We start from the raw sequence: 26,774 nt of genomic DNA, 5'->3' as shown, positions 1-26,774 counted from the left end.
TTTTTTTTTTTAAAGCAGAAGACGGCAGACAGAATCCTGGTGTAATGGGAGTACGGGCGTGTGCTCTCCCGATCTCGTTCACACCGAAGAGGTCACTGGTTCGAACCCAGTATCGCCCACCCGGAACGGCGGCCCGTCTGCGAGAGAGCAGACGGGCCGCCGTCATGTGTGCGCACCCGGCCTGCGGGAGGAACGCCGCCGCCGGGGTCCCTGTGGCCGACCTTCCCCGTCCCTCAAGTCCCTTCTCCCTGGGCGACTTTCGGCCGCCCGCCGCACATGTACGACACCCCACTTCCCGTTCGGCCGGCCGACCCCGCACCCCTCACCAGCGGCATCACCCCGGCCGCCGCGACAACTCCCGTCCGGCCCCGGCCTGCCGGCCGAGTCTCCCGGCAAGAAATTCCTGTCCGAATCATTGACGCACCCTCAGCCCCTTCGTACCTTGTGCCAGCAAGCGCTTACTTGAAACGATTCATGCAGGCGGCAACGACGCTGCGGGGAGGGGCCCGACTGTGGGAACCAGCAGGAATGTCGAGAGGCGTACGATCTTGAAGGCGGCCGGCGCCACGGCGGTCACGCTCGGGCTGGCCGCGACGACGGGGTGCGGCGGCGACGGAGGCACCTCCTCCGACGGGACGGTGACGATCCGTTACGCATGGTGGGGTGCCGAGGACCGTGCCCAGCGCATCAACAAGACGATCGCGCTCTTCGAGAAGAAGTACCCGAAGATCAAGGTGAAAACGGACTTCCAGCCGTACACCGACTTCTGGAAGAAGTTCAACACGCAGGCCTCCGGCGGAAATCCACCGGACGTGTTCCAGAATGCCATTGGATTCCTGCGGAAATACGACGCGAAGAACGTACTCCTCGATCTCAAGGCCCAGGTCGGGGCCGGCAACCTCTCCATGGACGGCTTCCGGGCCGGCCTGGACACGTTCGGCGAGATCGACGGAAAGCTCCTCGGAGTTCCGGTCGGCTCCAACTCGATGGCCCTGGTGATCGACAAGCCCGTCTACACCAAGGCGGGGGTGACGCCGGAACAGGGCTGGACCTGGGACGACTTCGACGCGGCGATGAAGAAGATCCGGGACAGGACGGGGCGCGCCGGTGACACCGGCCCGTACAACGTCATGTACCTCTACGACCTCTACCTGCGCCAGAACGGCAAAGCGTTCTTCACCGAGGACGGTCTCGGCTTCACCGAAGCCGATCTGACGGACTGGTGGACGAAGGCCAAGAAAAGCGTCGAGGAAGGCTTCTACGCAGACGTCAAGAAAGTCGGCCAGATCAAACCCAAGTCGGCGGTCACCGGTGAACTCTCCGGTGGTGAGTTCACCTGGGACAACTTCACCGTCCGCTACACCTCCGAGGGCAAGAGCGAGTACGGCCTGGCGCCCATCCCGACGACGGACGGCAAGAAGACCGGCCAGTATCTCGGCTCCCTGATGCTCAGTGCCTCCAAGCGCACCGAGCACCCCAAGGAGGTCGCGCAGTTCATCGACTTCATGGTGCACGACCCCGAGGTCGCCAAGATCATGGGCTATGACCGCGGTGTGCCCGCGACGCAGGCGCAGTACGACGCGTTCAAGCCGACCGACGAGGTCAACAAGGCGATCGCCGCCTACGAGGAGTCCCTCGTCGCGTCCGGTGTCCTGGAGCCCATCACCCCGCACCCGAACGGTGCGGACATCTGTGAGGCCGCGTTCCTGCGGATCGGCGAGGAGCTCGGCCTGGGCACCCGCTCCGTGGACGAGGCCGTCAAGCAGTTCTTCACCGAGTCGAAGACGGCTCTCGTCGCCTGATGGGAACCACCGTGACACACGCCCCTGCGATGGAGGGCCTGTCCAAGGACTCCGAGCCGCGGCACGGTCCGGTGAAGCCCGTGCGCCCCGCCGCCCTCAAGCGGCGGCGGCGCCGGGAGAACCTGGCCGGCTATCTCTTCATGTCCCCCTGGATCGCCGGGTTCCTGCTGCTCACGGCAGGCCCCATGATCGCCTCGCTCTACTTCGCCTTCACCGACTACAACCTGTTCGACTCACCCAACTGGATCGGCCTCGACAACTTCTCCGAGATGTTCGGCGACCCGCGCTGGCGCCATTCGGTGCAGGTCACGATGTGGTACGTCGTCGTCGGTACGCCGCTCAAGCTGCTCGCCGCCCTCGGTGTGGCGCTGCTGCTCGCACAGAAGCGGCGCGGACAGGCCTTCTACCGGGCCGCCTTCTATGCGCCGTCGCTGATCGGGGCGAGCGTCTCCGTCGCGATCGTGTGGAAGGCGATCTTCTCGGACGACGCGATCGTCGACCGTACGCAGAAGCTTTTCGGGATCGACGTCGGCGGCTGGACCGGTGACCCGGAGCTGATCATCTACAGCCTGGTGGCGCTCACCGTCTGGCAGTTCGGCGCCCCCATGGTCATCTTCCTCGCCGGACTCAAGCAGGTCCCGCGCGAGCTGTACGAGGCCGCCGAGGTCGACGGGGCGGGCAAGCTGCGGCGGTTCTGGAACGTCACCCTGCCGATGATTTCCCCGGTCCTCTTCTTCAACGTGCTGCTGGAGACGATCCACTCCTTCCAGATCTTCAGCTCGGCGTACATCGTCGGCGGCGGAGCCGGAGGCAACGCCTGTGGTCCCGCGGACGGTTCGATGGTTTACACCTGCTACCTCTATGTCCAGGGCTTCGAGAACAGCCGGATGGGGCTGGCCTCCGCCATGGCCTGGATGCTGCTCGTCGCGGTCGCCCTGGTGACGGCGGTGCTGTTCTGGTCCCAGAAGCGCTGGGTGCACTACGAGGAGGGCGCCCAATGAGCGCACAGGCCACCGACATCACGCCGGCCCCCTCCACGAGGGCGGGGGCTCTGCGCCACAAGCTGCCGGGCTCGCTCGCCTGGCACCTCGGGTCCCTCCTGATCCTCGCGGTGATCCTCTATCCGGTGGTCTGGGTCATCGGCGGCTCTTTCAAGAAGAGCGGGGACATCGTCGGCAGCCTGGATCTCTTCCCGAGCGACCCCATCACCTCGAACTACACCCGGCTGTCCGAAGGCATCGCGGACATCTCGATCTCCACGTTCTTCTTCAACTCGCTCACGCTCGCGATCGGTTCCGTGGTCGGGATCCTGCTGTCGTGCTCGCTGACGGCGTACGCCTTCGCGAGAATCCGGTTCGCGGGCCGGAATCTGCTGTTCACGCTGATGATCGGCACCCTCCTGTTGCCGTACCACGTGCTGCTGATCCCGCAGTACGTGCTGTTCCGCAACATGGAGATGATCAACACGTACACCCCGCTCCTGCTGGGGAAGTACCTGGCCACGGAGGCGTTCTTCGTCTTCCTGATGATGCAGTTCATGCGCAACCTGCCCAAGGATCTCGACGAGGCCGCCCGCCTCGACGGCTGCGGACACCTGCGCATCTACTGGTCGATCGTGCTCCCGCTGTGCCGCCCGGCCCTGATCACCAGCGCGATCTTCACCTTCATCAACTCCTGGAACGACTTCATGGGCCCGCTGATCTATCTGAACGAGCCCGACAAGTACACGGTCTCCCTGGGCCTGAAGATGTTCGTGGACCAGGAGGGCGTGGCCGACTACGGCGGCATGATCGCGATGTCGCTGGTCGCGCTGCTGCCGGTGCTGGCCTTCTTCCTCGCCTTCCAGCGGTACTTGATCGACGGTATGGCGACGTCCGGACTGAAGGGCTGAGGCGGTCACGATGGCCCAGGTACGCGTGAAGCCGCGCAAGGAGTCGGTCATCGCCGAGCGGTTCGCCGTCTTCGCCGAGTGTCTTCTCACCGGTGTGTGGATCACGGTCGCTTCGCTCGGCGTCGTCACCTACCCCGCCGCCTTCGCCGCCGGTTCCCGGCACCTGAGGCGGCTGACCGCCCACGAGGGCGGCGGATGGCGGGAGTTCGTCAGGGACTTCCGGGCCGCGGTACGTCGCGGGTGGGTCGTGGGACTCGCCGGGTGGGTCGCGGCCGTCGCGGTCTGGGTGGACGTCCAGGCCGTGCGGGCCGGGATTCCCGGTGGGCCGCTGGTGGGGGCCGCCGGGGTGTTCGCACTGATCGGGCTCGCGGTCGCCGGGCTGCGGGCGGCGGCGGTGTGGACGCCGGGTGCCCGCTGGCGGGATCTGCTCGCGGCGGCCGGGCGGCGGACCGTCCTCGACCCGGCCGGATCGTTCCTGGTCATCGCCGGACTGGCGGTGGTGGCCCTGTCCGCCTGGTTCATCGCGCCGTTGGCGGTCCCTGTGCTGGGGGCCGTCGCGGCGGCGGCCGTCGCCGTGGAGGAGCGGTATCGGCACCGCTGATGCGCGGTGCTCTCGCACAAGGTCGGCGCCCCGGGCGTCGTACCTCTCTCTGTCATGCACCTGACCACCCTGCACTCGCACGGAAAGGAAAGGCGGAAACTCCCATGTCTCCCATCCCTCGCAGGTCCCTTCTCAAGGCTGCCGCCGTCGCCGGAGCAGCCGCCCAGTTCAGCTGGGCCCTCGGCGCCAACGCGGCGGCGGCCCCGAGAGCCGAGGCCGCCGACGCGGACCCGGTCACCCTGGACTGGCTGGAGGACGGCGGCCTCGGCGCCGCACCCGGCTCCACGGTCGGCGTCCCCTGGCCGAAGGGCGCGTACCAGGCGGACCAGACCTTCGCGCTGACCGACGCCGCCGGCAAGGCCGTGCCCGTCCAGTCGTGGCCGGTCGCCTACTGGCCGGACGGCTCCCTCAAGTGGTCCGCGCACGCCGTGAGTTCGGGCGACGGCAGGCTCACCCTCGCCGCCGGCGAGCCCGCCGCCCCCGAACACAAGGTCACCGTCGACAAGCGCGGCGGCACCATCGACATATCGACCGGCGTCATCACCGCGAAGATCGGCAAGTCCGGCGCCACTCTGGTCAAGTCCGTCACGCGGGGCACGACGGAGATCGCCCGCAACGGCCGGCTCGTCCTGCTCCGCCAGCCGGAGATCGAGGACGGCGACCAGGGCACGGTGAAGTACGAGCGTTTCGAGGGGGCGATCGGAGAGGTCACCGTCGAGCAGGAGGGTCCGGTCCGGGCCGTCGTCCGCATCGACGGCAAGCACCGCAAGGGCGGCCGCAGTTGGCTGCCGTTCTCCATCCGCCTCTACTTCTACGCGGGCGCCGACTCCTTCCGCATGGTGCACACCATCACCTACGACGGCACCCAGGAGCCGGGCAAGGCGAGTGGCGACTTCATCCGCGGCATCGGGGTGCGCTTCACCGTGCCGATGCGGGACGAGTCGTACGACCGCCACATCCGCATCGGAGGCGAGGGCACCGGTCTGCTCCGCGAGGCCGTCAAGGGCATCACCGGGCTGCGGCGCGACCCAGGGGCGGCCGTGCGGACGGCCCAGTTCGAGGGCGAGAAGCTGCCCGACCCGTCCACCTGGGATCAGCGGGTCACCACTCGTCTCCAGTACATCCCCGAGTGGGGCGACTACACCCTCTCGCAACTCTCCGCCGACGGTTTCGGCGTGCGCAAGCGCACCAAGCAGGGCCACGGCTGGATCCCCGCGGGAGGCGGCCGGCGGGCCAGCGGCTTCGGGTACGTCGGCGGCGCGAGCGGCGGATTCTCCTTCGGGCTCCGGGACTTCTGGGAGAAGTTCCCCGCCCAGCTCGACATCCGCGACGCCCAGACCGACGAGGCCGAGGTCACCCTCTGGCTCTGGTCGCCCGAGGCGCAACCCATGGACCTGCGCTTCTACCACGACGGCATGGGCCAGGACACGTACCCCGAACAGCTCGAAGGCCTCAACATCACCTACGAGGACTACGAGCCCGGCTTCGGCACGCCCTACGGCATCGCCCGCACCAGCGAACTCCTCTTCTGGGCGCACGACTCCACGCCGAGCGCCGACGCGATGGCCGAGCAGGTGGCGGCCGTCAGGACGCTCCCGCAGCTCGCTGCCCCGCCCCAGCAACTCATCAAGGCGGGCGTTTTCGGCAAGCTGTTCTCCGCGCCCGACCGCTCCACCAGCGCCAAGGCGAAGATCGAGGACCACCTCGACTTCCTCTTCACCTACTACAAGGACCAGGTGGAGATGCGCCGTTGGTACGGCTTCTGGGACTACGGCGACATCATGCACAGCTACGACCCGAGCCGCCACCAGTGGTGCTATGACGTCGGCGGCTACGCCTGGGACAACTCGGAACTCTCGCCCGACCTGTGGCTCTGGTTCGCGTACATGCGCTCCGGCCGCGCCGACGTCTTCCGCTTCGCCGAGGCGATGACCCGGCACACCGGCGAGGTCGACGTCTACCACCTCGGCAAGTGGGCGGGCCTCGGCACCCGCCACGGCGTCCAGCACTACGCCGACAGCGCCAAGCAGCAGCGCATCGCCAACACCACCTACCGGCGCTACTACTACTTCCTCACCGCCGATGAACGCATCGGCGACCTCATGCACGCCAATGTCGACTCCGACGAGACCTTCCTCGTCCTCGACCCCATCCGCAAGATCCGCACCGAGCCGTACACCCCCGACCGCAACGCCCTGTCCATCGGCTTCGGCACCGACTGGAGCGGCCTGGTCTCCGCCTGGCTCACCGAGTGGGAGCGGCGCGGCCCGAAGTGGGAGAAGGCCAAGGCGCGGGTCCTGTCCACCATGGAGACCATCGCCGCCCAGCCCAACGGATTCGTCCAGGGCAGTGCGCTGTACGACCTGGACACCGGCCGGTTCGCCATCGCGCCGGAGCCCAAGGTCGGGGTGTCGCACCTGTCCGCGATGTTCGGCCTGGTGGAGCTCTGCGCCGAGCTGATCGACCAGATCGACATGCCGGAGTTCGAGGAGGCGTGGCTCGACTACTGCCGCTACTTCAACGCCACCAAGGCCGAGCAGAAGGCACGCTACGGCTCCGATTTCGGCTCCCTGCTGCTCTTCCAGGGGCATTCACGGCAGGACGCCTACGCCGCCGTCCGGACCGGCGACGACAAGCTGGCCGCGCGGGCGTGGCGGCAGTTCTACAACAGCGCCGACGTCTGGGACTACAAGGAGTCCACCGACTGGTCCACGAAGAAGATCGAGGGTCCGACCGCCCTGGTACCCGGCAGCGAGGCGGCGTGGGTGTCCACCAACTCCACCGCGCTGTACGGACTGGCGGCGATCCAGAACCTGGCACTGGTGGGCACGAAGATGCCGTAGCTGGTTGAGCGGTTCGTTGGCTGCGGGTCGGTGGGGGCTGGTCGCGCCCGCGCGGCGGAGCCGCAAATCGATACAGCCCCGCGCCCCTGGCGGGGCGCTGTACCGGGCCGGAATTCAGCAGCTCCTGTCAGTTCATCCTTCCCAGGACCTCCCGCACCCGCCGGACATCCCGGATCCGCCGCTCGTACGTCGCACCGAGGGCGAGCAGCAGGAGGCCGGCGAGGGCGGGAGGCACCCAGCGGGGGAGTGCGGTCGTCATCTCGACGAGGTACGGGGCGAGTTCGTGCAGAGTGTCCAGGACGAGTACGGAGCCGCCGAGCAGCAGGGGTGCCTGGAGGTGGTGCCGGGCGCCCAGCAGGATGATCAGCAGTGCCGCCGCGCCCAGCAGCAGCGGGCGCGGCCCGTGCTGGCCCGCCCAGACCGCGACGAGGCTCGGCACGAGAGTCGCGGCGAGGCCGGGGGCGTACGCCGTCCAGGACGAGGTCTGTGGAGCGCGCTGCCTGCGCAGGGCACCGACGATCAGCGCGGGCACGGTGACCGGCAGGGTGTACGCCTCGGGCGTGGCGACGTCCCAGGACTCCAGCCGTACCCAGGTGGCCAGGACGAAGAGGGCGGCGGCGACGTAGCCGGCGGCGCGGCGGTCGGGTCGGATCGCCGTGCCGGCCGCGATCACACCGCCCAGCGCGAGCACCAGGGCGAGCATCGGCGGTTCGCCCATCGCCAGACCGACGGCGACGAGGCCCGTGACCGTCCCGGTCACCTCCACGGCTGTCGTCGTCTTCTCCTCGACGTACACCGCCAGCAGCGCCGCGGCCGCGGTGACCACCAGGACGCACAGCGCGGTGTGCTCCGGTCGCAGGTCCAGCGCCGCCCCCACCGCGACCGCGAGCGCGGTGGCGTACGTCAGGGACGCGGCTGCGGGCAGCGGCCTGCGGACGCCGACCGCGAAGAGCACGGTCAGGGACGCGAGGGTCGCCAGGGTGGCCGGTTCGGAGGCGAGGGCGAGGAACGCGAGGCTCAGGGAGGTGAGGAGGGCGAGGACGGTCGCCGTGGTCCGCCGGAGGAGCAGGAGCGTCGCTGTGACGATTCCCTGGATCAACAGGGTTGCGGTGTACGGCAGTTCCAGTGTCGCGGGGAGGACGAGCACGCCCGCCCAGGCCAGGATCAGGGACGCGTCGAGCGCCCGTGGCCGCCAGGTGGACTCCCGGACCGTCAGTGCCAGCACCCCGGCGACCGCGGCGAGAACCACGGACGCGGTGGCAGCGTCCGGCGGCCAGGACAGCTCCACCGTGACCGCGTCGCGTGCCGACCCCGGCGACCCCGACCACACATGCCCCGCAAGGCTGGCCGGCCCCAGCAGGGCGACGGCCACCACGGGAAGCGCCCAGAGCACGGCAAGGGCCTGTACGGCGGCGGAGGCCCGGGCGATGCCCCGCCGAACCGCCTCCGGGAGCCGGCTCACGCCCGCTGCCGCCAACAGGGCGATCCCGCATGCGAGATGGACCGGCACGGTCCACATGTCCGGGAGCACCGGGCGCAGCGCGCCGCCGAGTGCGGCGACGACGAGCAGACCGGTAGCGACAGCGAGGCCACTCGCGTGCTTCTCGCCCGGCGTCTGCCAGGCCGCGCCCAGTGCGAGGGCCGCGGCAAGGAGGAGGAGCGCCGCCGCACGGGCGGCGGCGCTCGGACCGGTGGCCGTCAAGGACAGCCAGCCGGCCGTCAGCACGCCCCAACCGCCCAGGCCGTACGCGCCGCCGACGGCGACGAGACGTACGGACCTGGCGGTCGCCCGGAGCGCGACAACCGTGTCGAACCCGGCCGTCGCAAGGAGCGCGGCCGTGATCGTGTACCCACCCGCGTCCACCGCGACGGCCCAGAGGAGCAGCGGGAGTTGGGCCGCCGCCAGCGCTGCCGGCAGCGGCAGACGCATCTCACGCAGGCGCGGAAGGAACCCGTACGCGGCCCACACGCCCGCCAGCACCGCCGCCGACGCCGCCGCGAACCTCAAGCCGTCGGCCCCCGCGAAGGCGACGTCGTGCAGCGCGTAGGCGTCCAGCACCGTCAGCGCCAGGCCCAGGCCCGCCACCGACTCGGCCGTCGAGCGCAGCCCGCGCTTCAGCAGCACCGCCGGCGCGGCGAGCACGGCCGCCGTGACCGCGCCGAGTACCAGGGCCCGCCCGCTGACACCCAGGTGCCTCCAGCTGACCAGCGTGAACGCCGTCGCCGCGAGGGTGAGCAGGATGCCGCCGAGCAGCAGCAGGACGTTCTGGACCCGCGGGGCGGCGGCCTCGGCGCGGGGCGGCGCGGCCGGCTGCGGCCGGACCGGATGCAGCGTGGCGACCAGCCAGGCCCGGCGAGCCAGCAACTGCGCCCGGCGGGTGTCCAGTTGCCGTAGCTCCCAGTCGAGGAGCCGCAACTCCTCGGTCGGCGGTGGGATGTGCGTCATGTCTTGGAGTGTGGTCCGCGTCACGTCGTTCGGCATGAGTGCGGATACTCAGAACGTACTCAGATGTATCCGCTGTGTAGGCGCACGGGGCAGACTCGGACCATGGACTGGTCCCACTACCGCTTCCGCACCGTGTGGGTTCTGCACGCGCCGCCCACCACCGTGTTCGCCGTGCTGGAGCGGGCCGAGGACTACCCCGACTGGTGGCCGCAGGTCCGGGAGGTCGACCCGATCGACGACTCCAGCGGCTTCGTCAGGATCCGCGCGGTGCTGCCGTACGACCTGACCTTCACCGCGCGTGAGGTGGTGCGCGATCGTACGGCCGGGGTGCTGGAGATCGAGATGTCCGGCGACCTGGACGGCTGGGCGCGCTGGACGGTCACCGCACATGGCGCGGGCTCTCTCGCCCGCTATGACCAAGTCGTCGATGTGAGCAAGCCGCTGCTCAGGCGCCTTGCCGTGCCGGGGCGGCCGGTCTTCAGGGCCAACCACCGGCTGATGATGCGGGCCGGACGGCGAGGGCTGACCGCGTACTTGGAAGCGGTTTGATGCAAACCCGCGGGGACCTGTATTGTTCAGTCCGGTCCCGGGCGATTAGCTCAGTGGGAGAGCGCTTCGTTCACACCGAAGAGGTCACTGGTTCGAACCCAGTATCGCCCACCGGGAAAAGGCCGGTCCGCCATGGCGGACCGGCCCTTTTTGTGCGCTCGTGTTCTGTTCACGCCGCCGCCGGCAGGTCCGGACGCAGCGGCCACGCCGGGTCCACTGCCTCCTCGGTGCCGCTGCGTGCGAACCATGCCTGTAGGCCACGCGCCTGTGCCGCGTGCCACACGGCTTGCAGGGTGTGCAGTTCGGCGGGGGAGAGACGTTCCAGCCGGGCTGCGAAACGGCGCCCCACCGCCCGTACGACATCCAGTGCGGCCACGGCGTCTGCCGCGGCGTCGTGCGCGCCGTCCAGGACGACGCCGTAGTGCGCGCACAGGTCGGTGAGCGTGCGGCGGCCCTTGCGGTAGCGGTCCAGATGCTTGTCGAGGACCCGCGGGTCGAGCACCAGCATCGGCGACGTCTCGAACCAGTGGTCCAGGGACGAGGCCCGATGGCGCCGCAACTCGCGGTCCAGGATGGTCAGATCGAAGGGTGCGTTCATCACCACGAGCGGACGGCTCGCCGCCGTCTGCTCGGCCAGTTCACTGGCTATCTCATACATCACCGGCGCGGGCCAACGGCCGTTGCGCTGTAGATGCTCATCCGTCAGTCCGTGCACCGCCGTCGCCCCTTCGGGCACCGGCACACCCGGGTTCACCAGCCACTGGCGCACCCGCGGCCGGGTACCCGGGGCATCCTGGACCACGACGGCGGCCGACACGATCCGATCGGTCTCGACGTCCACGCCCGTGGTCTCCGTGTCGAACGCGGCCAGAGGGCCCTCGTACCAGCACGTCATACCTACACAACTCCTCGTTTACCCACGGCAGCTGACGCACCGTCTTCTGCCCGTTTGGTGATACCCGGGCTGTTTGCGCCGTACGCCGGGAGGACACAACAGGAGTGCGGGTCTTTGCAGTTCAGCGGGCCCGCTGCGGGGATTCACCGGCGTGGAAGGCTGTTGGTCATGGCGATAGCGCAGCCCGAACGGGGAGGGCTGCTGCCCGCTCGGACGGGCCCCCATCGCGGTTCACTCGCCACCACCGCCTGCATGGAGACACTGCAGGTGGGCTATCTGCATGCCGTCGCGGCCGCGGCGGGCTGCTCGCTGTCCCAGCCATTTCCGGACAACGGCATCGACTGGCACGTCAGCCACAGCGCCGCCGGGCACACCGTCGACGACGAGGTGACCATAAAGGTGCAGCTCAAGGCCACCTACCAGATCCCGCCGAACCCACCCGGACGCTTCTTCTCCTTCACGCTCGACAACGACCACCTGGCGAAGCTGGCCCGCACCCCGGTGTCCGTGCACAAGATCATGGTCGTGATGCTCGTCCCGCGGTCCCAGGACGACTGGCTACGCGCCAGCCACGACCGGCTCGACCTGAGGCACTGCTGCTACTGGGTCAACCTGGCCGGCCACCCCATCACCGGTCGGCGCCGGACCACCGTGCGGATACCGACCTCACGCATTTTCGACGACCGGGCGCTCTGCGAGATCATGACGCGGGTCGGGACGGGAGGCAGGCCATGACACACCGTTCGCTGGAGGAGCCGGTACGGCCAGGTCGGTCGCATCCGGTGGATGCGCAGTGGAACCGGCCGCCCGAGCCCGACGAGGTCGACCCCGCCGTGCTCAGCGCCCTGCTGCACCGGCACGGCTGGCAGCGCCGCGGCGGCGCCGCCGGACGGTACGGCCGCTGGACCCCGCCGGGCCCCGGCGGCGGCGGGACAAGCCTGCTCGTGCCCGAGAACCGGGCCTTCCCCGACAGCGACGACCTGCTCGGCGAGGCCCTGGTCGCGCTGTCCCGCAGCGGCTCGCCCTCCGCGCGCGACGTCCTGGTCGGTCTCACCGTGCCCAGCGACGAGATCCGCTGGTGGCGCGATGTGCCGATCGGCCCGGCCGGCGCCGCGCCATGGACCGTCGAGGAACAACTGCGCACCGCCGCCCGCCAGATGCTTCTGGCGGGCGCTCTCGCCACGCGCGCGCGTGCCGGCTACTACGGCGCCCGGCACCGCCGCCCCGCCGCCGCGTCTTTGGAAAACGTCCTGGTGGGCAACGCACCCGGCGGCCGTCAGCTGGCCGCCTTCGTGCCCGTCGACAGCGGCCGCCTGCTCGCCGTACGACTGCACCAGGCCCTGTACGCCGCCCGCGAGGCCATCGACTACCAGCGGGCCACCGGCGGCATGGACGCCTTCGACGGCGCCATCGAAGCGGGCGTCAGCCGCGAACTGACCGAGGCGATCGTCGCCCTGGTCCGCGGCAGCGAGGGCGCCCGCATCGCCGTCGAGTGGGCGCCCGGCGCCGGGGTCCCCGAGGGCTGCGCCGCACCCGTCGAGGCCGTCGAGTTCTCGCCCGGCGACCTGCCCGTGCTGCGTGAGGCCGGTGCCCGCTATCTGCGCGAGGAACCGGCCGTGCCGGTGCGGATCACCGGGACGGTGACCCGGATGCGCAGGTCGGGGCCGCGCGGCGAGGGCGCCGTACGGCTGCGGGTGATCGCGGGCGCCGAGGTCCCGCACATCCGGCTGACCCTGGACGAGGAGGGGTACCGCATCGCCGGGCACGCCCACCTCGTCGGACTGCCGGTGCGGGTGCACGGCCGGCTGGAGAGCCGGGGCGGCTTCCGCAGGCTCACCGGCGCCTCCGGGGTCGTGCCGGTGCAGGTGGACGAGGCGGAGCGGGACCGGCTGATGAAGTCGCTCCAGGAGAACCTGGACTTCTTCGAGGAGGCGTGCGGAGCGGACGGCACCGACCTGGACAGCGACTTCGACGACTGATCCCGGCACCGGCCCCGACAGCCGGTTCCGGGGACTGATTTAGCGGTGGGCGGTCCCGGGTCGGTACGATCCGGTATTGCGCGCGCTCCAGGTACGGCGCCCGCACCCACTTTCAGTCAGGAGAGACCGGTGTCAGACGTCCGTGTGATCATCCAACGCGATTCCGAGCGGGAAGAGCGAACGGTGACGACGGGCACCACGGCCGCCGAGCTCTTCGCCGGCGAGCGCTCGATCATCGCCGCGCGCGTGGCCGGCGAGCTGAAGGATCTGGCGTACGCCGTCTCCGAGGGCGACGAGGTCGAGGGCGTCGAGATCTCCTCCGAGGACGGCCTGAACATCCTGCGCCACTCCACCGCGCACGTCATGGCGCAGGCCGTGCAGGAGCTCTTCCCCGAGGCCAAGCTGGGCATCGGCCCGCCGGTCAAGGACGGCTTCTACTACGACTTCGACGTGGAGAAGCCGTTCACGCCCGAGGATCTCAAGGCCATCGAGAAGAAGATGCAGGAGATCCAGAAGCGGGGGCAGCGCTTCTCCCGTCGTGTGGTCACGGACGAGGCCGCCCGCGAGGAGCTGGCGTCGGAGCCGTACAAGCTGGAACTGATCGGCATCAAGGGCTCCGCGTCGAGCGACGACGGCGCGGACGTCGAGGTCGGCGCCGGCGAGCTGACGATCTACGACAACCTGGACGCCAAGACCGGTGACCTGTGCTGGAAGGACCTCTGCCGGGGCCCGCACCTGCCGACCACCCGGAACATCCCGGCGTTCAAGCTGATGCGCAACGCGGCCGCCTACTGGCGCGGCAGCGAGAAGAACCCGATGCTCCAGCGCATCTACGGCACCGCCTGGCCGACGAAGGACGAGCTGAAGGCACACCTCGACTTCCTCGCCGAGGCCGAGAAGCGCGACCACCGCAAGCTGGGCTCCGAACTGGACCTCTTCTCCATCCCGGAGCAGATCGGCTCCGGTCTCGCGGTCTTCCACCCCAAGGGCGGCATCATCCGCCGGGTCATGGAGGACTACTCGCGGCGCCGCCACGAGGAAGAGGGCTACGAGTTCGTCTACACCCCGCACGCGACCAAGGGGAAGCTCTTCGAGACCTCGGGCCACCTGGACTGGTACGCCGAGGGCATGTACCCGCCCATGCAGCTCGACGAGGGCGTGGACTACTACCTCAAGCCCATGAACTGCCCGATGCACAACCTGATCTTCGACGCGCGCGGCCGGTCCTACCGTGAACTGCCGCTGCGGCTCTTCGAGTTCGGGACCGTGTACCGGTACGAGAAGTCGGGCGTCGTGCACGGCCTGACCCGTGCCCGCGGCTTCACGCAGGACGACGCGCACATCTACTGCACCCGCGAGCAGATGGCCGAGGAGCTCGACAAGACGCTCACCTTCGTCCTCGGCCTGCTGCGCGACTACGGCCTGACCGACTTCTACCTGGAGCTGTCCACCAAGGACCCGGAGAAGTTCGTCGGCTCCGACGACGCCTGGGAGGAGGCGACCGAGACGCTGCGCCAGGTCGCCGAGAAGCAGGGCCTGCCGCTGGTCCCGGACCCGGGCGGTGCCGCCTTCTACGGCCCGAAGATCTCCGTCCAGACCAAGGACGCCATCGGCCGCACCTGGCAGATGTCGACGATCCAGCTCGACTTCAACCTGCCGGAGCGGTTCAACCTCGAGTACACCTCGCCGGATGGCTCCAAGCAGCGCCCGGTCATGATCCACCGCGCCCTGTTCGGCTCCATCGAGCGGTTCTTCGCGGTGCTCCTGGAGCACTACGCGGGCGCCTTCCCGGCGTGGCTGGCCCCGGTGCAGGCCGTCGGCATCCCGATCGGTGACGCGCACGTCGAGTACCTGGAGAAGTTCGCCGCCGCGGCCAAGAAGCAGGGGCTGCGCGTCGAGGTCGACTCGTCCTCGGACCGTATGCAGAAGAAGATCCGCAACGCCCAGAAGCAGAAGGTGCCCTTCATGGTCATCGCGGGCGACGAGGACATGGCGAACGGCTCGGTCTCCTTCCGCTACCGCGACGGCTCGCAGGAGAACGGCATTCCCTTCGACGAGGCCATCGCGAAGATCGCGACGGTGGTCGAGGAGCGGGCGCAGGTCTGACGCTTACGTGAGAGGGCCCCCGGGGAGTTCAGCTCCCCGGGGGCCTTTCTTCGCCCTCGTACGAGAACACCTGGAGGAGCCAGGACGAGAACGACCCGGTGACCGCGCCGAGCAGTGCCAGCCCACAGGCCATCATTCCGGCCGCGATCACCCGCCCGACCGGCGTCACCGGGGTGACGTCGCCGTACCCGACCGTCGACAACGTGGCACAGGCCCACCAGACGGCGTCCCCGAAGGTCCGGATGGTCGCGTCCGGCGCCGCATGCTCCTGCTGGTAGACGGCGAGAGCGCCGGCGAACCCCAGCAGCATCGTCGACAGCCCGGCGTAGGCGATCACGCGCGCGTACAGCGCGAGCCGCGGCCGGTCGTGCCGGCGCTGCACGGCCTCGTACAGTCGCACCACCCGCAGCGGACGCAGCAGAGGCAACACCAGCACCACCGTGTCCAGCACATGTGACCGTACGAAGCCCAGCCGCCGCCCGCTCAGCCGCCACCGCACCGCGTAGTCGACGGCGAACATGGCCCAGGTGGCGGCCAGCACGGCGAGGCACATGGCCTTCCAGACGCCCGGTAGATCATGGGCCAGGACAAGGACCGCATACGCGGCGAGAAAGACCAGCGACGCGATCGCGAGAGGGATCTCGGTACGCCGCTCCCAGCGGTGCCGGGGACTGTCGTCATCCACCGACCCAGCTTCGCCCGGGAGGTCATTCCCAGAACCCCGGCGACACGCCGCGAACGGGCGAAGCAATATGCTGCCTTGCATGACGAGTGAGCCGGAGCAGCAGTTGGGAGTGGGGACGCAGGACGCGTTCCAGCGCCTGTGGACGCCCCATCGGATGGCCTACATCCAGGGCGAGGGCAAGCCGACCGGCCCCGGTGCCGAAGACGGCTGCCCCTTCTGCTCCATTCCGGCCAAGTCCGACGAGGACGGTCTGATCGTCAGGCGCGGCGAGCAGGTCTACGCCGTGCTCAACCTGTACCCGTACAACGCTGGGCACCTGATGGTCGTGCCCTATCGCCATGTCGCCGACTACACGGACCTCACCGGGCCGGAGACCATCGAGCTGGCCGCGCTGACCAAGCAGGCGATGACGGCACTGCGGGCCGCATCCGGCGCGCACGGCTTCAACATCGGCATGAACCAGGGTTCCGTGGCGGGCGCGGGCATCGCCGCCCACCTGCACCAGCACATCGTCCCGCGCTGGGGCGGCGACACGAACTTCATGCCGGTCGTCGGCCACACGCGCGTGCTGCCACAGCTCCTCGCGGACACCCGCAAGATGCTGGCGGAGGCCTGGCCGGCGGTCTGAGCCCGGCCTCCGCTCGGCCTACGCGTCGTAGAGGTCGGCCTTCCTGGGCATCGGATCCTGTACGGCCGTGCTGAGGAACGCCGACCTGTTGCCGAACTTCTCCGTGTCCACGCCGTTCTCCTCCAGCACCTTGATCGCCGCCGAGTGCACCACTCGCAGCACCGGCGTGGCGGCACGCAGCGCGTCGTCGGCCATGAAGCGGTGCCGCCACGGCTGATCCGCCCACGCGTGCCGCAGGCCGAAGGGCTCGGGCAGGGCGATCGTGCCGCCGAGCCAGTTCAGCAGGGGCGGATACCAGGAGATCGGGGCCCGCACCGCCAGCCGGACCACCTCGTCGCTGTTGACCAGGGGAAGCTTCACCTTTCGGGTTTCCCAGGGCTTGAGCGACTTGGCGACCTCCTTGGTCGGCGCCTCGGGCTTGCTGGTGAACAGCCCGTTCACCGGGCCGAGGGCGTGGCCCGTGACCTCGATGCGCAGCGTCTGGTGCAGCACCGTCACGGTGATCAGCATGGTGATGACCAGCTGTCCGTCCCAGAGCGTCCACTGGACGCCCAGGTAGTGCCGGTCACCGCTGCCGAACTGCTGCTTGTTGCAGATGTCCTGTATGGCGTGCGACTTGATCTGGTACGCGTCCACGTCGGTGCCCTCGGGCCGGGCCACCGCCTTCGCGTTCTCCGCGATCGGCGTGACGATCCAGTGCCGTATGGACGCCTTCGGGAAGCCGCCCGTGTTCAGCGTGTTCCGCTCCAGCATGCGCAACTGGTCGTGGATGGACCGTACGACGTCCCAGCTGCGGAACGGATGGATCTCCCGGTCCGCGTCGGCCGGGATCAGATCCTCGGCGAGCTGCCAGGAGCCCCAGCGCGTGCCCATGCCGAGTATGCCCTTGGGCCCGGCGTAGAACACGGAGTTGGACTGCTGCTCGGCGCTGAGCTTGGCGAGGGACTGGCGCAGCTGCTCGGCCGCGGTCTCACCAGGGCTGCTCGGCACCGCTTCCGGCACCTTCGCGCCGACGCTGCTGCCGGCCAGCAGACTGTCCCACCGCCCGCGCAGGTCCTTCGCCGTGCGCTCGCAGATCTGCTTGGCCCAGAACCAGCCGACCACCGGCATGACGACACAGGCCCGCGCATACCAGAGCCAGAATCCCGAGAACGGCGTCCGGATCAGGAAGATCACGGCGAGGGCGCCCATCGCGACGAGCAGCCCGGTGGCGAACGCGCCGGCCTGCTTGTCCTCCCGCTTGGCGATCATGGTGCGGAGTGTGAAGACCAGCAGCCAGACGAGGAGCCCGGGCAGGAACAGCAGACCGCACAGCACCATGACCATGGCCAGCAGCCGGTCGCGGTCCTTGCGGATGTTGTTGGCGGCCAGACAGTGCTCGACGACGACCTGCGGTTCGGTGCCGAAGGACTGGATGAGGGGCTTGCGGCCGGGGCCCAGCATGCGGTCCACGACAGCCCGGGAGAAGGCCTCACCCAGATTGGGCCGGAATATCTTCGCCCACTTGAGGCCGTCCTTGACGGCGGTCTTGTGCCAGTCGTTGTCGGCCTTCTTGATGTCCGCGACCAGATTGTCCCGATAGGCCGCCGAGGCCAGCGCGAACGTCGCCGTCTGGTCCCCGTCGCCCGTGCGCGGCACCTGCGGTCCGAAGATGTCCGCATAGCCGCTGTCAAAGGTCATTCCCGCCCCCGATCGCCGCCACTGTCGCTCCTGCGGCTTTCCCGACTTCCCTGCCGTGCACACCTGTTGATCAGGTGATCAGCGTATCCCCAGGCACCGACATCCGTCGGCGGACGGCCGAAGCCGCCCGCCGACGCGGAGGGGAGGGTTCCATAAACGTCACTTGTGTGGCGTTCAAGGTGACTTGTGGTGCGCCCGGCGCCAACTACGAGGCGTCGCGCGCCTCTTCGCGGATCCTTTCGGCGATCTGCGGCGGCATCGGCTCGTGCCGCGCGTACGTGCGGTTGAAACGTGCCGTGCCGTGCGACAGGGAGCGCAGGTCGACGGCGTACCGGCCGATCTCGAACTCCGGCACCTCGGCCCGTACGAGCGTCCGCGCGCCGCTCGTCTGCTCGGTGCCCAGCACCCGGCCGCGCCGCCCGGACAGGTCGCTCATCACGGCGCCCACGTAGTCGTCGCCGACCAGGACGGCCACTTCGGCCACCGGCTCCAGCAGATGGATCCTCACGTCGGCCGCGGCCTCCCGCAGCGCCAGCGCGCCGGCCGTCTGGAACGCGGCGTCGGAGGAGTCCACGGAGTGCGCCTTGCCGTCGAGCAGCGTCACCCGGATGTCGATGAGCGGGTACCCGGCCGCAACTCCCTTGGCCGCCTGGGCCCTTACGCCCTTCTCGACCGACGGGATGAACTGGCGGGGCACCGCACCGCCGATCACCTTGTCCACGAACTCGATGCCCGAGCCGCCCGGCAGCGGTTCCACCTCGATCTCGCAGATCGCGTACTGCCCGTGCCCGCCGGACTGCTTCACATGGCGGCCGCGCCCCGTGGACTTGTCCGCGAACGTCTCCCGTAGGGAGACCTTGTGCGGGATCACGTCGACCTGGACGCCGTACCGGCTGCGCAGCCGCTCCAACGCGACATCCGCGTGAGCTTCGCCCAGGCACCACAGCACCACCTGGTGGGTGTCCTGGTTCTGTTCGAGCCGCATCGTCGGATCCTCGGCCACCAGCCGGGACAGGCCCTGGGAGAGCTTGTCCTCGTCGGCCTTGCTGTGCGCCTGGATGGCCAGCGGCAGCAGCGGGTCGGGCATCTGCCAGGGCTCCATCAGGAGCGGGTCGTCCTTGGCCGAGAGCGTGTCGCCGGTCTCCGCGCGGCTCAGCTTCGCCACGGACGCCAGGTCCCCGGCGATGCAGTGGGTGAGGGTGCGCTGCTGCTTGCCGAACGGCGCCGACAGGGCGCCGATCCGCTCGTCGACGTCGTGGTCCTCGTGCCCACGGTCGGCGAGTCCGTGCCCGGAGACGTGCACGGTCGCGTCCGGGCGCAGGGTGCCGGAGAAGACCCGGACCATCGACACCCGGCCGACGTACGGGTCGGACGCCGTCTTCACGACCTCCGCGACCAGCGGCCCGTCCGGGTCGCAGAGCTTCAGCTCGCGCGGTTTGCCGTCGACAGTGGTGACCCGGGGCGCCTCGCGCTCCAGTGGGGTCGGGAAGCCTCGGGTGACCAGTTCCAGCAGCTCGATCGTGCCGAGGCCCTGCCGGGCGCCGTCGGCCGCGGGGGCGGCGGCCAGGACGGGGAAGAACACCCCGCGCGCGACGGCCCGCTCCAGGTCCTCGATCAGCGTCTTGACGTCGATGCTCTCGCCGCCGAGATACCGGTCCATGAGGGTCTCGTCCTCGCTCTCCGAGATGATCCCCTCGATCAGCCGGTTACGGGCCTCCTCGATCAGCGGCAGCCGCTCCGGATCCGGCTCCGACTCCTTGCGCTCACCGGTGGAGTAGTCGAACAGCTTCTGCGACAGCAGCCCGATCAGCCCGGTCACGGGCGCGTGTCCGTCGGGCCCCGGCGGACCGTGCAGCGGCAGGTACAGCGGCAGTACGGCGTCGGGGTCGTCCCCGCCGAACGCCGCCGCGCAGATCCGTGTCATCTCCTCGTAGTCGGCGCGCGCGGCCTCCAGGTGCGTGATGACGATGGCGCGGGGCATGCCGACGGCGGCGCACTCCTCCCACACCATGCGGGTCGAGCCGTCCACCCCGTCCGACGCGGAGACAACGAAAAGGGCCGCGTCCGCCGCTCGCAGACCGGCCCTCAGTTCCCCGACGAAGTCGGCATATCCGGGGGTGTCGAGAACATTGACTTTGATGCCGTCCCATTCGACGGGTACCAGGGAGAGCTGCACCGAACGCTGCTGTCGGTGCTCGATCTCGTCGTAGTCGGAGACGGTGCCGCCGTCCTCCACCCGGCCCGCCCGGTTCACCGCTCCCGCCGTGAGGGCGAGAGCTTCCACCAATGTGGTCTTGCCCGATCCGCTGTGGCCGACCAGCACCACATTCCGTACGGACGCGGGGTGGTCGGCCGCTGTTGCCCTGCCGGCGGCTCCGGGGTGTGCGTTCGCCTTGTCGCCCATGGTCTTGCCTCCCGTGCACGGTGAGGTCACTGTGGGCGCGGACACGCGGCTCCGCGTGCGGTGGCGGCTCCGGCGACGCCCGCGGTTCTTCGAGCTTTCCACTCCCGTCACGGTGCGTCCATACGGCGGACGCGATCTGGCCGCCCGCCGTCTGTTGCGGACCGTCCGCCCGGTACCACAGCGGGCGGCGGGTGCCCGGACGTCACCGACACGCGCGCGTGACTACGATGGGCCAGCCGGTGGCCAGCAGGGGCCGCTCGGCGACACCGAGACCCTCGGGAAGGCCATGCTGAACAAGTACGCGCGTGCATTCTTCACGCGTGTCCTCACACCGTTCGCCGCGTTTCTCATCCGGCGGGGCGTCAGCCCCGACACGGTCACACTCCTCGGCACCGCCGGGGTGGTCGCGGGAGCGCTGGTCTTCTACCCCATGGGGGAGTTCTTCTGGGGCACGGTCGTGATCACGCTGTTCGTGTTCTCCGACCTCGTCGACGGCAACATGGCCCGCCAGCTCGGCCGCTCCAGCCGCTGGGGCGCCTTCCTGGACTCCACCCTCGACCGGGTCGCCGACGGCGCGATCTTCGGCGGCTTCATCCTCTGGTACGCCGGTGGCGGCGACGACCTCGTCCTGTGCGCCGTCTCGATCTTCTGCCTGGCCAGCGGCCAGGTGGTGTCGTACACCAAGGCCCGCGGCGAGTCGATCGGCCTTCCGGTCGCGGTCAACGGGCTGGTCGAGCGTGCCGAGCGGCTGGTGATCTCGCTGGTCGCCGCCGGTCTGGCGGGCCTGCACGACTTCGGCGTGCCGGGCATCCAGTACCTGCTGCCGATCGCCCTGTGGGCCGTCGCCGTGGGCAGCCTCGTCACACTGATCCAGCGGGTCGTCACGGTCCGCCGGGAGTCGGCCGAGGCTGACGAGGCCACCGCGCGGGAGAATGACTCCCAGGGGAGCGAGGCGGCGAAGTGAGCGCCCAGGAGCGGCTGACGGACGCGCTGTACGGAATCGGCTGGGGCACGGTCAAGAAGCTCCCCGAGCCGGTCGCCGTACGGCTCGGGAACATGATCGCGGACGCCGCCTGGAAGCGGCGCGGCAAGAGCGTCCGGCGGTTGGAGAGCAACTACGCGCGCGTGGTGCCGGGCGCGTCCCCGGAGCGCCTTGCTGAGCTCTCGCGCGCGGGCATGCGCTCGTACCTGCGCTACTGGATGGAGTCGTTCCGGTTGCCGTCCTACAGCGCCGAGCGCATGAAGACCGGTTTCGACCCCAAGGGCGTCCACCATCTGACGGACGCTCTCGCCTCCGACCGCGGCGTCGTCCTGGCACTGCCGCACCTCGGCAACTGGGACCGGGCCGGCGCCTGGGTCACCACCAAGCTCGAGACGCCCTTCACCACGGTCGCCGAACGTCTGAAGCCGGAGAAGCTGTACGACCGTTTCGTCGCCTATCGCGAGGGTCTCGGCATGGAGGTCCTGCCGCACAGCGGCGGCTCCGCCTTCGGCACGCTGGCCCGGCGGCTGCGCGACGGCGGCCTGGTCTGCCTGGTCGCCGACCGGGACCTGTCCGCCTCCGGCGTCGAGGTCGAGTTCTTCGGCGACACGGCCCGGATGCCTGCCGGCCCCGCGCTGCTCGCCCAGCAGACGGGTGCCTTTCTGCTGCCGGTGACACTCTGGTACGACGACTCGCCCGTCATGCAGGGCCGGGTACATCCTCCTGTCGAGGTACCCGAGGCAGGTACGAAGGCCGAGAAGACGTCTGTCATGACACAGGCGCTGGCCGATGCCTTCGCCAGCGGGATCGCCGAGCATCCGGAGGACTGGCACATGCTTCAGCGATTGTGGCTCGCCGACCTGGAACCCCGACCGTCGGACGGGGACCAGCCGTGAGGATCGGCATCGTCTGCCCGTACTCCTGGGACGTGCCGGGCGGCGTCCAGTTCCATATCCGCGACCTCGCCGAGTACTTCATCCGCCTCGGCCACGAGGTGTCCGTCCTCGCGCCCGCCGATGACGACACCCCGCTCCCGCCGTACGTCGTCTCGGCCGGCCGCGCCGTGCCGGTGCCGTACAACGGCTCGGTGGCCCGGCTGAACTTCGGGTTCCTGTCGGCCGCGCGGGTGCGGCGCTGGCTGCACGACGGTGCGTTCGACGTGGTCCACATCCACGAACCGTCCTCGCCCTCGCTCGGCCTGCTCACCTGCTGGGCGGCACAGGGCCCGATCGTGGCCACCTTCCACACGTCGAACCCGCGCTCCCGGGCGATGATCGCCGCGTACTCGATCCTCCAGGCGGCACTGGAGAAGATCAGCGCGCGGATCGCCGTGAGCGAGTACGCCCGCCGCACCCTCGTGGAGCATCTCGGCGGCGACGCGGTGGTGATCCCGAACGGTGTCGACGTCGACTTCTTCGCCAAGGCCGAGCCCAAGCCCGAGTGGCAGGGCGACACCATCGGCTTCATAGGGCGCATCGACGAGCCCCGCAAGGGCCTGCCGGTGCTGATGAAGGCGCTCCCGAAGATCCTCGCCGCCCGCCCGCAGACCCGGCTGCTGGTCGCGGGGCGCGGGGACGAGAAGGAGGCCGTCGAGACGCTGCCCGAGGCGATGCGCTCCCGCGTCGAGTTCCTCGGCATGGTCAGCGACGAGGACAAGGCCCGCCTGCTGCGCAGTGTCGACCTGTACGTCGCCCCCAACACCGGCGGCGAGAGCTTCGGGATCATTCTCGTCGAGGCCATGTCGGCGGGAGCCCCCGTGCTCGCCTCGGACCTGGACGCCTTCGCGCAGGTCCTCGATCAGGGCGGCGCGGGCGAGCTGTTCGGCAACGAGGACGCGAACGCCCTCGCCGAGGTCGCCGTACGACTCCTGGAGGACCCCGAGCGCCGGGCCGAGCTGCGGACCCGCGGCAGCGCCCACGTCCGGCGGTTCGACTGGTCGACGGTCGGCGCGGACATCCTGTCGGTCTACGAGACGGTGACCGACGGCACGACAGCGGTGGCCGCCGACGAACGCACACCGAGGTTGCGGGCGCGGCTGGGGCTGGCACGCGACTGACCTTGCACGCGCACGTGGTCCTTCCGGCAGGACACGCCTGATCACAGTTGCTCCACAGAGCCCCGCTAACGTTGCCCCCCGTGACCGCAACCCTGATCTGGATCCTCGTCGCCCTCGTGGTGATCGGCCTCTACCTGAGCTGGACCGCCGGCCGGCTCGACCGGCTGCACGCCCGGATCGACGCGACCCGCGCCGCGCTCGACGCCCAGCTGCTGCGCCGCGCTTCGGTGGCCCAGGAGCTGGCGACCTCCGGCGTGCTCGATCCGGCCGCCTCGATCGTCCTGTATGAGGCCGCGCACGCCGCGCGGCAGGCCGAGGAGGAGCAACGGGAGGTCGCCGAGAGCGAGTTGAGCCAGGCGCTCAGGGCCGTGTTCGCCGAGGCGCAGCAGGTGGAGGCGGTGCGGGAGGCGCCCGGGGGAGACGGGGCCACACATGAACTCACCGAGGCGGTACGCCGGGTGCCGATGGCCCGCCGCTTCCACAACGACGCGGTGGGCGCGGCCCGCAGGCTGCGGGACCACCGCAAGGTGCGCTGGTTCCGGCTGGCCGGTCACGCGCCGTTCCCGATGGCCTTCGAGATGGACGACGAGCCGCCGGCGGCCCTGCTGGCGCGGGCCGCGTAGCCGCTCCCACACGGAAAACGATCCACCGGCTCCTCATTGGCCCTTGCTGTGGCCTGGTCCTCTCGCGTTTCCTCGGTGTTCGCAGAAACCCTCTTTCACCGAGTGAGGTCAACCCGTGTCCACCACGCTTCCCAACTCCGTCCAGACGCCCGAGACCGGTACCGCGCGCGTGAAGCGCGGCATGGCCGAGCAGCTCAAGGGCGGTGTGATCATGGACGTCGTCACGCCGGAGCAGGCGAAGATCGCCGAGGACGCGGGCGCCGTGGCCGTCATGGCGCTGGAGCGTGTCCCGGCCGACATCCGCAAGGACGGCGGCGTGGCCCGTATGTCCGACCCGGACATGATCGAGGGCATCATCGAGGCCGTCTCCATCCCTGTCATGGCCAAGTCCCGCATCGGCCACTTCGTCGAGGCCCAGGTGCTCCAGTCCCTCGGCGTCGACTACATCGACGAGTCCGAGGTCCTCACCCCGGCCGACGAGGTCAACCACTCCGACAAGTGGGCCTTCACCACGCCGTTCGTCTGCGGTGCCACCAACCTGGGCGAGGCCCTGCGCCGCATCGCCGAGGGCGCCGCGATGATCCGCTCCAAGGGCGAGGCCGGCACCGGCAACGTCGTCGAGGCGGTCCGTCACCTGCGCCAGATCAAGAACGAGATCGCCCGCCTGCGCGGCTACGACAACAACGAGCTGTACGCCGCCGCCAAGGAGCTGCGCGCCCCGTACGAGCTGGTCAGGGAGGTCTCCGAGCTCGGCAAGCTCCCGGTCGTGCTGTTCTCCGCCGGTGGTGTCGCCACCCCGGCCGACGCCGCGCTGATGCGCCAGCTCGGTGCCGAGGGCGTCTTCGTCGGCTCCGGCATCTTCAAGTCCGGCGACCCGGCCAAGCGCGCCGCCGCGATCGTGAAGGCGACCACCTTCTACGACGACCCCAAGATCATCGCGGACGCGTCCCGCAACCTCGGCGAGGCCATGGTCGGCATCAACTGCGACACCCTCCCCGAGGCCGAGCGCTACGCCAACCGCGGCTGGTAGTCACCGATGAGCACTCCTGTCATAGGCGTCCTGGCTCTGCAGGGCGACGTAAGGGAGCACCTCGTCGCCTTGGCCGCGGCCGATGCCGTGGCCAGGCCGGTGCGGCGCCCCGAAGAGCTCGCCGAGATCGACGGCCTGGTCCTCCCCGGCGGCGAGTCCACCACCATCTCCAAGCTGGCCGTCCTCTTCGGAGTGATGGAACCCCTCCGCGCGCGCGTGCGGGACGGAATGCCCGTCTACGGCACCTGCGCGGGCATGATCCTGCTCGCCGACAAGATCCTCGACCCGCGCTCGGGCCAGGAGACGATCGGCGGCATCGACATGATCGTGCGCCGCAACGCCTTCGGACGGCAGAACGAGTCCTTCGAGGCCGCACTCGACGTGAAGGGCATCGCGGGCGATCCTGTGGAGGGCGTCTTCATCCGCGCGCCCTGGGTCGAGTCCGTCGGCGTCGAGGCCGAGGTGCTCGCGGAGCACGACGGCCATATCGTCGCGGTCCGCCAGGGCAACGCTCTGGCCACGTCGTTCCACCCGGAACTGACCGGTGACCACCGCGTGCACGGCCTGTTCGTGGACATGGTGCGCGCCAACCGGACGGCGGAGTCCTTGTAGGATCTCTGGGGTTCGTTCAGAAGACGGGTTACGCGAAGGAGACAGGCAGATGTCCGGCCACTCTAAATGGGCCACGACGAAGCACAAGAAGGCCGTGATCGACGCCAAGCGCGGCAAGCTCTTCGCGAAGCTGATCAAGAACATCGAGGTCGCTGCGCGCATGGGCGGTGTGGACCTCGAAGGCAATCCGACGCTGTACGACGCCGTCCAGAAGGCGAAGAAGTCGTCGGTCCCGAACAAGAACATCGACTCCGCGATCAAGCGCGGCGGTGGTCTCGAGGCCGGTGGCGCGGATTACGAGACGATCATGTACGAGGGCTACGGCCCGAACGGCGTCGCGGTGCTCATCGAGTGCCTCACCGACAACCGTAACCGCGCCGCCTCCGACGTCCGCGTCGCCATGACCCGCAACGGCGGCAACATGGCCGACCCGGGCTCGGTGTCGTACCTCTTCAACCGCAAGGGCGTCGTCATCGTCCCCAAGGGCGAGCTGGCCGAGGACGACGTCCTGGGCGCCGTCCTGGACGCGGGCGCCGAGGAGGTCAACGACCTGGGCGAGTCCTTCGAGGTGCTCAGCGAGGCCACCGACCTGGTCGCGGTCCGCACCGCCCTCCAGGAGGCCGGCATCGACTACGACTCCGCTGAGGCCAACTTCGTCCCGACCATGCAGGTCGAGCTGGACGAGGACGGCGCCAAGAAGATCTTCAAGCTGATCGACGCGCTCGAGGACAGCGACGACGTCCAGAACGTCTTCGCCAACTTCGATGTCAGCGACGAGATCATGGAGAAGGTCGACGCGTAACGCTGCCGCGGGCTGAACGGATTCGGCGGGGCGGGGGGGCGGGGGCGGCCGCGGCCGCCCCCCGCCGCGGGGGCGGCGGCGGCCGCGCGCCACCGGCGGGCGACGGGGGGGGGGTGGGGGCGGTGGGGGGGGGGGCGGGGGGGGGGGGGGGGCCCCCCCC

At 69.7% G+C, this 26,774-nt stretch carries 22 protein-coding genes and 1 tRNA gene; 18 read left to right on the top strand and 5 right to left on the bottom strand.

Going from position 1 to position 26,774, the window contains the following annotated elements; translation table 11 throughout:
* Positions 1-512: 512 nt before the first annotated feature.
* From KCH87_RS47605 to KCH87_RS47585, 5 genes are all read left to right on the top strand, one after another.
* A complete protein-coding gene (locus KCH87_RS47605; protein WP_210594270.1) occupies positions 513-1,802 on the top strand; it encodes an extracellular solute-binding protein in 1,290 nt (429 codons plus the stop codon).
* Positions 1,802-2,803 carry a carbohydrate ABC transporter permease gene (locus KCH87_RS47600; RefSeq protein ID WP_210594269.1) on the top strand — a complete coding sequence of 334 codons (1,002 nt, stop codon included), beginning with the start codon at positions 1,802-1,804 and terminating at the stop codon, positions 2,801-2,803. Before KCH87_RS47605 ends, KCH87_RS47600 begins: the two co-directional genes overlap by 1 nt.
* Complete coding sequence (locus KCH87_RS47595) at positions 2,800-3,693, top strand: carbohydrate ABC transporter permease (RefSeq protein WP_210594268.1); 894 nt, start codon at positions 2,800-2,802, stop codon at positions 3,691-3,693. The genes KCH87_RS47600 and KCH87_RS47595 overlap by 4 nt, the downstream gene beginning before the upstream one ends.
* A gap of 10 nt (positions 3,694-3,703) precedes the next feature.
* Positions 3,704-4,294, top strand: a complete 591-nt coding sequence (locus tag KCH87_RS47590) for a hypothetical protein (RefSeq protein ID WP_210594267.1) — start codon at positions 3,704-3,706, stop codon at positions 4,292-4,294.
* A 104-nt stretch (positions 4,295-4,398) separates the two neighbouring features.
* Positions 4,399-7,137: a Tat pathway signal sequence domain protein gene (locus KCH87_RS47585; protein ID WP_210594266.1), complete on the top strand. Its 2,739-nt coding sequence runs from the start codon at positions 4,399-4,401 to the stop codon at positions 7,135-7,137.
* 127 nt (positions 7,138-7,264) lie between these two features.
* Here the strand turns inward: KCH87_RS47585 and KCH87_RS47580 are convergent, their stop codons facing one another.
* A complete protein-coding gene (locus KCH87_RS47580; protein WP_247197898.1) occupies positions 7,265-9,583 on the bottom strand; it encodes an SCO7613 C-terminal domain-containing membrane protein in 2,319 nt (772 codons plus the stop codon).
* Between the two features lie 102 nt (positions 9,584-9,685).
* Between KCH87_RS47580 and KCH87_RS47575 the strand changes: the two genes are divergently transcribed.
* Positions 9,686-10,132, top strand: coding sequence for an SRPBCC family protein (locus tag KCH87_RS47575; RefSeq protein WP_210594264.1), 447 nt, complete (start codon positions 9,686-9,688; stop codon positions 10,130-10,132).
* Between the two features lie 39 nt (positions 10,133-10,171).
* A tRNA-Val gene (locus KCH87_RS47570) sits at positions 10,172-10,243 on the top strand.
* A gap of 58 nt (positions 10,244-10,301) precedes the next feature.
* Here the strand turns inward: KCH87_RS47570 and KCH87_RS47565 are convergent.
* On the bottom strand, positions 10,302-11,027 hold the full coding sequence (locus KCH87_RS47565) for a 3'-5' exonuclease (protein WP_210594263.1): 726 nt from the start codon (positions 11,025-11,027) through the stop codon (positions 10,302-10,304).
* A 168-nt stretch (positions 11,028-11,195) separates the two neighbouring features.
* Between KCH87_RS47565 and KCH87_RS47560 the strand changes: the two genes are divergently transcribed.
* The 3 genes from KCH87_RS47560 (at position 11,196) to thrS (ending at position 15,112) form a co-directional block, all read left to right on the top strand.
* The gene (locus tag KCH87_RS47560; RefSeq protein WP_210594262.1) at positions 11,196-11,762 is read left to right on the top strand and encodes a DUF4365 domain-containing protein; all 567 of its coding nucleotides are present in this window, start codon (positions 11,196-11,198) and stop codon (positions 11,760-11,762) included.
* Positions 11,759-13,006, top strand: a complete 1,248-nt coding sequence (locus tag KCH87_RS47555; RefSeq protein ID WP_210594261.1) for a hypothetical protein — start codon at positions 11,759-11,761, stop codon at positions 13,004-13,006. The genes KCH87_RS47560 and KCH87_RS47555 overlap by 4 nt, the downstream gene beginning before the upstream one ends.
* A gap of 129 nt (positions 13,007-13,135) precedes the next feature.
* Complete coding sequence (gene thrS / locus KCH87_RS47550; RefSeq protein ID WP_210594260.1) at positions 13,136-15,112, top strand: threonine--tRNA ligase; 1,977 nt, start codon at positions 13,136-13,138, stop codon at positions 15,110-15,112.
* 28 nt (positions 15,113-15,140) lie between these two features.
* Here the strand turns inward: thrS and KCH87_RS47545 are convergent, their stop codons facing one another.
* A complete protein-coding gene (locus KCH87_RS47545) occupies positions 15,141-15,797 on the bottom strand; it encodes a potassium channel family protein (protein WP_210594259.1) in 657 nt (218 codons plus the stop codon).
* Positions 15,798-15,864: 67 nt separating this feature from the next.
* Here KCH87_RS47545 and KCH87_RS47540 point away from each other — a divergent pair, with 67 nt between their 5' ends.
* Positions 15,865-16,425, top strand: coding sequence for an HIT domain-containing protein (locus KCH87_RS47540; RefSeq protein WP_210594258.1), 561 nt, complete (start codon positions 15,865-15,867; stop codon positions 16,423-16,425).
* Positions 16,426-16,443: 18 nt separating this feature from the next.
* On the opposite strand, the gene KCH87_RS47535 is transcribed toward KCH87_RS47540, so the two are convergent.
* Together KCH87_RS47535 and KCH87_RS47530 are read right to left on the bottom strand one after the other, a co-directional pair.
* Positions 16,444-18,105 carry a hypothetical protein gene (locus KCH87_RS47535; RefSeq protein ID WP_210594257.1) on the bottom strand — a complete coding sequence of 554 codons (1,662 nt, stop codon included), beginning with the start codon at positions 18,103-18,105 and terminating at the stop codon, positions 16,444-16,446.
* A gap of 205 nt (positions 18,106-18,310) precedes the next feature.
* Positions 18,311-20,509: an elongation factor G-like protein EF-G2 gene (locus KCH87_RS47530; protein ID WP_210594256.1), complete on the bottom strand. Its 2,199-nt coding sequence runs from the start codon at positions 20,507-20,509 to the stop codon at positions 18,311-18,313.
* A gap of 286 nt (positions 20,510-20,795) precedes the next feature.
* Here KCH87_RS47530 and pgsA point away from each other — a divergent pair, with 286 nt between their 5' ends.
* The 7 genes from pgsA to KCH87_RS47495 all read left to right on the top strand — a co-directional run bounded on the left by pgsA (position 20,796) and on the right by KCH87_RS47495 (position 26,614).
* A complete protein-coding gene (pgsA, locus tag KCH87_RS47525) occupies positions 20,796-21,473 on the top strand; it encodes a phosphatidylinositol phosphate synthase (RefSeq protein WP_210594255.1) in 678 nt (225 codons plus the stop codon).
* Positions 21,470-22,387, top strand: coding sequence for a phosphatidylinositol mannoside acyltransferase (locus tag KCH87_RS47520; protein ID WP_210594253.1), 918 nt, complete (start codon positions 21,470-21,472; stop codon positions 22,385-22,387). The genes pgsA and KCH87_RS47520 overlap by 4 nt, the downstream gene beginning before the upstream one ends.
* On the top strand, positions 22,384-23,547 hold the full coding sequence (locus KCH87_RS47515) for a glycosyltransferase family 4 protein (protein ID WP_210594251.1): 1,164 nt from the start codon (positions 22,384-22,386) through the stop codon (positions 23,545-23,547). Before KCH87_RS47520 ends, KCH87_RS47515 begins: the two co-directional genes overlap by 4 nt.
* Before the next feature lie 71 nt (positions 23,548-23,618).
* Positions 23,619-24,170, top strand: a complete 552-nt coding sequence (locus KCH87_RS47510; RefSeq protein ID WP_210594249.1) for a hypothetical protein — start codon at positions 23,619-23,621, stop codon at positions 24,168-24,170.
* Positions 24,171-24,351: 181 nt separating this feature from the next.
* Entirely contained in the window at positions 24,352-25,200 is an 849-nt protein-coding gene (gene pdxS, locus KCH87_RS47505; protein ID WP_246112137.1) for a pyridoxal 5'-phosphate synthase lyase subunit PdxS, read from the top strand.
* A 6-nt stretch (positions 25,201-25,206) separates the two neighbouring features.
* Positions 25,207-25,812, top strand: coding sequence for a pyridoxal 5'-phosphate synthase glutaminase subunit PdxT (gene pdxT, locus KCH87_RS47500; RefSeq protein ID WP_210594245.1), 606 nt, complete (start codon positions 25,207-25,209; stop codon positions 25,810-25,812).
* A 49-nt stretch (positions 25,813-25,861) separates the two neighbouring features.
* Positions 25,862-26,614 carry a YebC/PmpR family DNA-binding transcriptional regulator gene (locus KCH87_RS47495; protein ID WP_210594243.1) on the top strand — a complete coding sequence of 251 codons (753 nt, stop codon included), beginning with the start codon at positions 25,862-25,864 and terminating at the stop codon, positions 26,612-26,614.
* Positions 26,615-26,774: the final 160 nt, after the last annotated feature.

The organism is Streptomyces sp. GESEQ-35 (assembly GCF_017948485.1).
In the GTDB taxonomy this organism is placed as follows: domain Bacteria; phylum Actinomycetota; class Actinomycetes; order Streptomycetales; family Streptomycetaceae; genus Streptomyces.
Note: the sequence above shows the minus strand (reverse complement) of the source record. Positions and strands in the feature narration are given on the sequence as shown.

What these genes read in the sequence shown, in the direction of transcription:
- KCH87_RS47585 (WP_210594266.1), top strand. Translation starts at nt 4,399, where the DNA reads ATGTCTCCCATCCCTCGCAGGTCCCTTCTCAAGGCTGCCGCCGTCGCC.
- pdxS (WP_246112137.1), top strand. Translation starts at nt 24,352, where the DNA reads ATGGCCGAGCAGCTCAAGGGCGGTGTGATCATGGACGTCGTCACGCCG.
- KCH87_RS47600 (WP_210594269.1), top strand. Translation starts at nt 1,802, where the DNA reads ATGGGAACCACCGTGACACACGCCCCTGCGATGGAGGGCCTGTCCAAG.
- pgsA (WP_210594255.1), top strand. Translation starts at nt 20,796, where the DNA reads ATGCTGAACAAGTACGCGCGTGCATTCTTCACGCGTGTCCTCACACCG.
- KCH87_RS47590 (WP_210594267.1), top strand. Translation starts at nt 3,704, where the DNA reads ATGGCCCAGGTACGCGTGAAGCCGCGCAAGGAGTCGGTCATCGCCGAG.
- pdxT (WP_210594245.1), top strand. Translation starts at nt 25,207, where the DNA reads ATGAGCACTCCTGTCATAGGCGTCCTGGCTCTGCAGGGCGACGTAAGG.
- KCH87_RS47495 (WP_210594243.1), top strand. Translation starts at nt 25,862, where the DNA reads ATGTCCGGCCACTCTAAATGGGCCACGACGAAGCACAAGAAGGCCGTG.
- KCH87_RS47560 (WP_210594262.1), top strand. Translation starts at nt 11,196, where the DNA reads ATGGCGATAGCGCAGCCCGAACGGGGAGGGCTGCTGCCCGCTCGGACG.
- KCH87_RS47595 (WP_210594268.1), top strand. Translation starts at nt 2,800, where the DNA reads ATGAGCGCACAGGCCACCGACATCACGCCGGCCCCCTCCACGAGGGCG.
- KCH87_RS47530 (WP_210594256.1), bottom strand. Translation starts at nt 20,509, where the DNA reads ATGGGCGACAAGGCGAACGCACACCCCGGAGCCGCCGGCAGGGCAACA.
- KCH87_RS47555 (WP_210594261.1), top strand. Translation starts at nt 11,759, where the DNA reads ATGACACACCGTTCGCTGGAGGAGCCGGTACGGCCAGGTCGGTCGCAT.
- KCH87_RS47580 (WP_247197898.1), bottom strand. Translation starts at nt 9,583, where the DNA reads ATGACGCACATCCCACCGCCGACCGAGGAGTTGCGGCTCCTCGACTGG.
- KCH87_RS47535 (WP_210594257.1), bottom strand. Translation starts at nt 18,105, where the DNA reads ATGACCTTTGACAGCGGCTATGCGGACATCTTCGGACCGCAGGTGCCG.
- KCH87_RS47540 (WP_210594258.1), top strand. Translation starts at nt 15,865, where the DNA reads ATGCTGCCTTGCATGACGAGTGAGCCGGAGCAGCAGTTGGGAGTGGGG.
- KCH87_RS47565 (WP_210594263.1), bottom strand. Translation starts at nt 11,027, where the DNA reads ATGACGTGCTGGTACGAGGGCCCTCTGGCCGCGTTCGACACGGAGACC.
- KCH87_RS47575 (WP_210594264.1), top strand. Translation starts at nt 9,686, where the DNA reads ATGGACTGGTCCCACTACCGCTTCCGCACCGTGTGGGTTCTGCACGCG.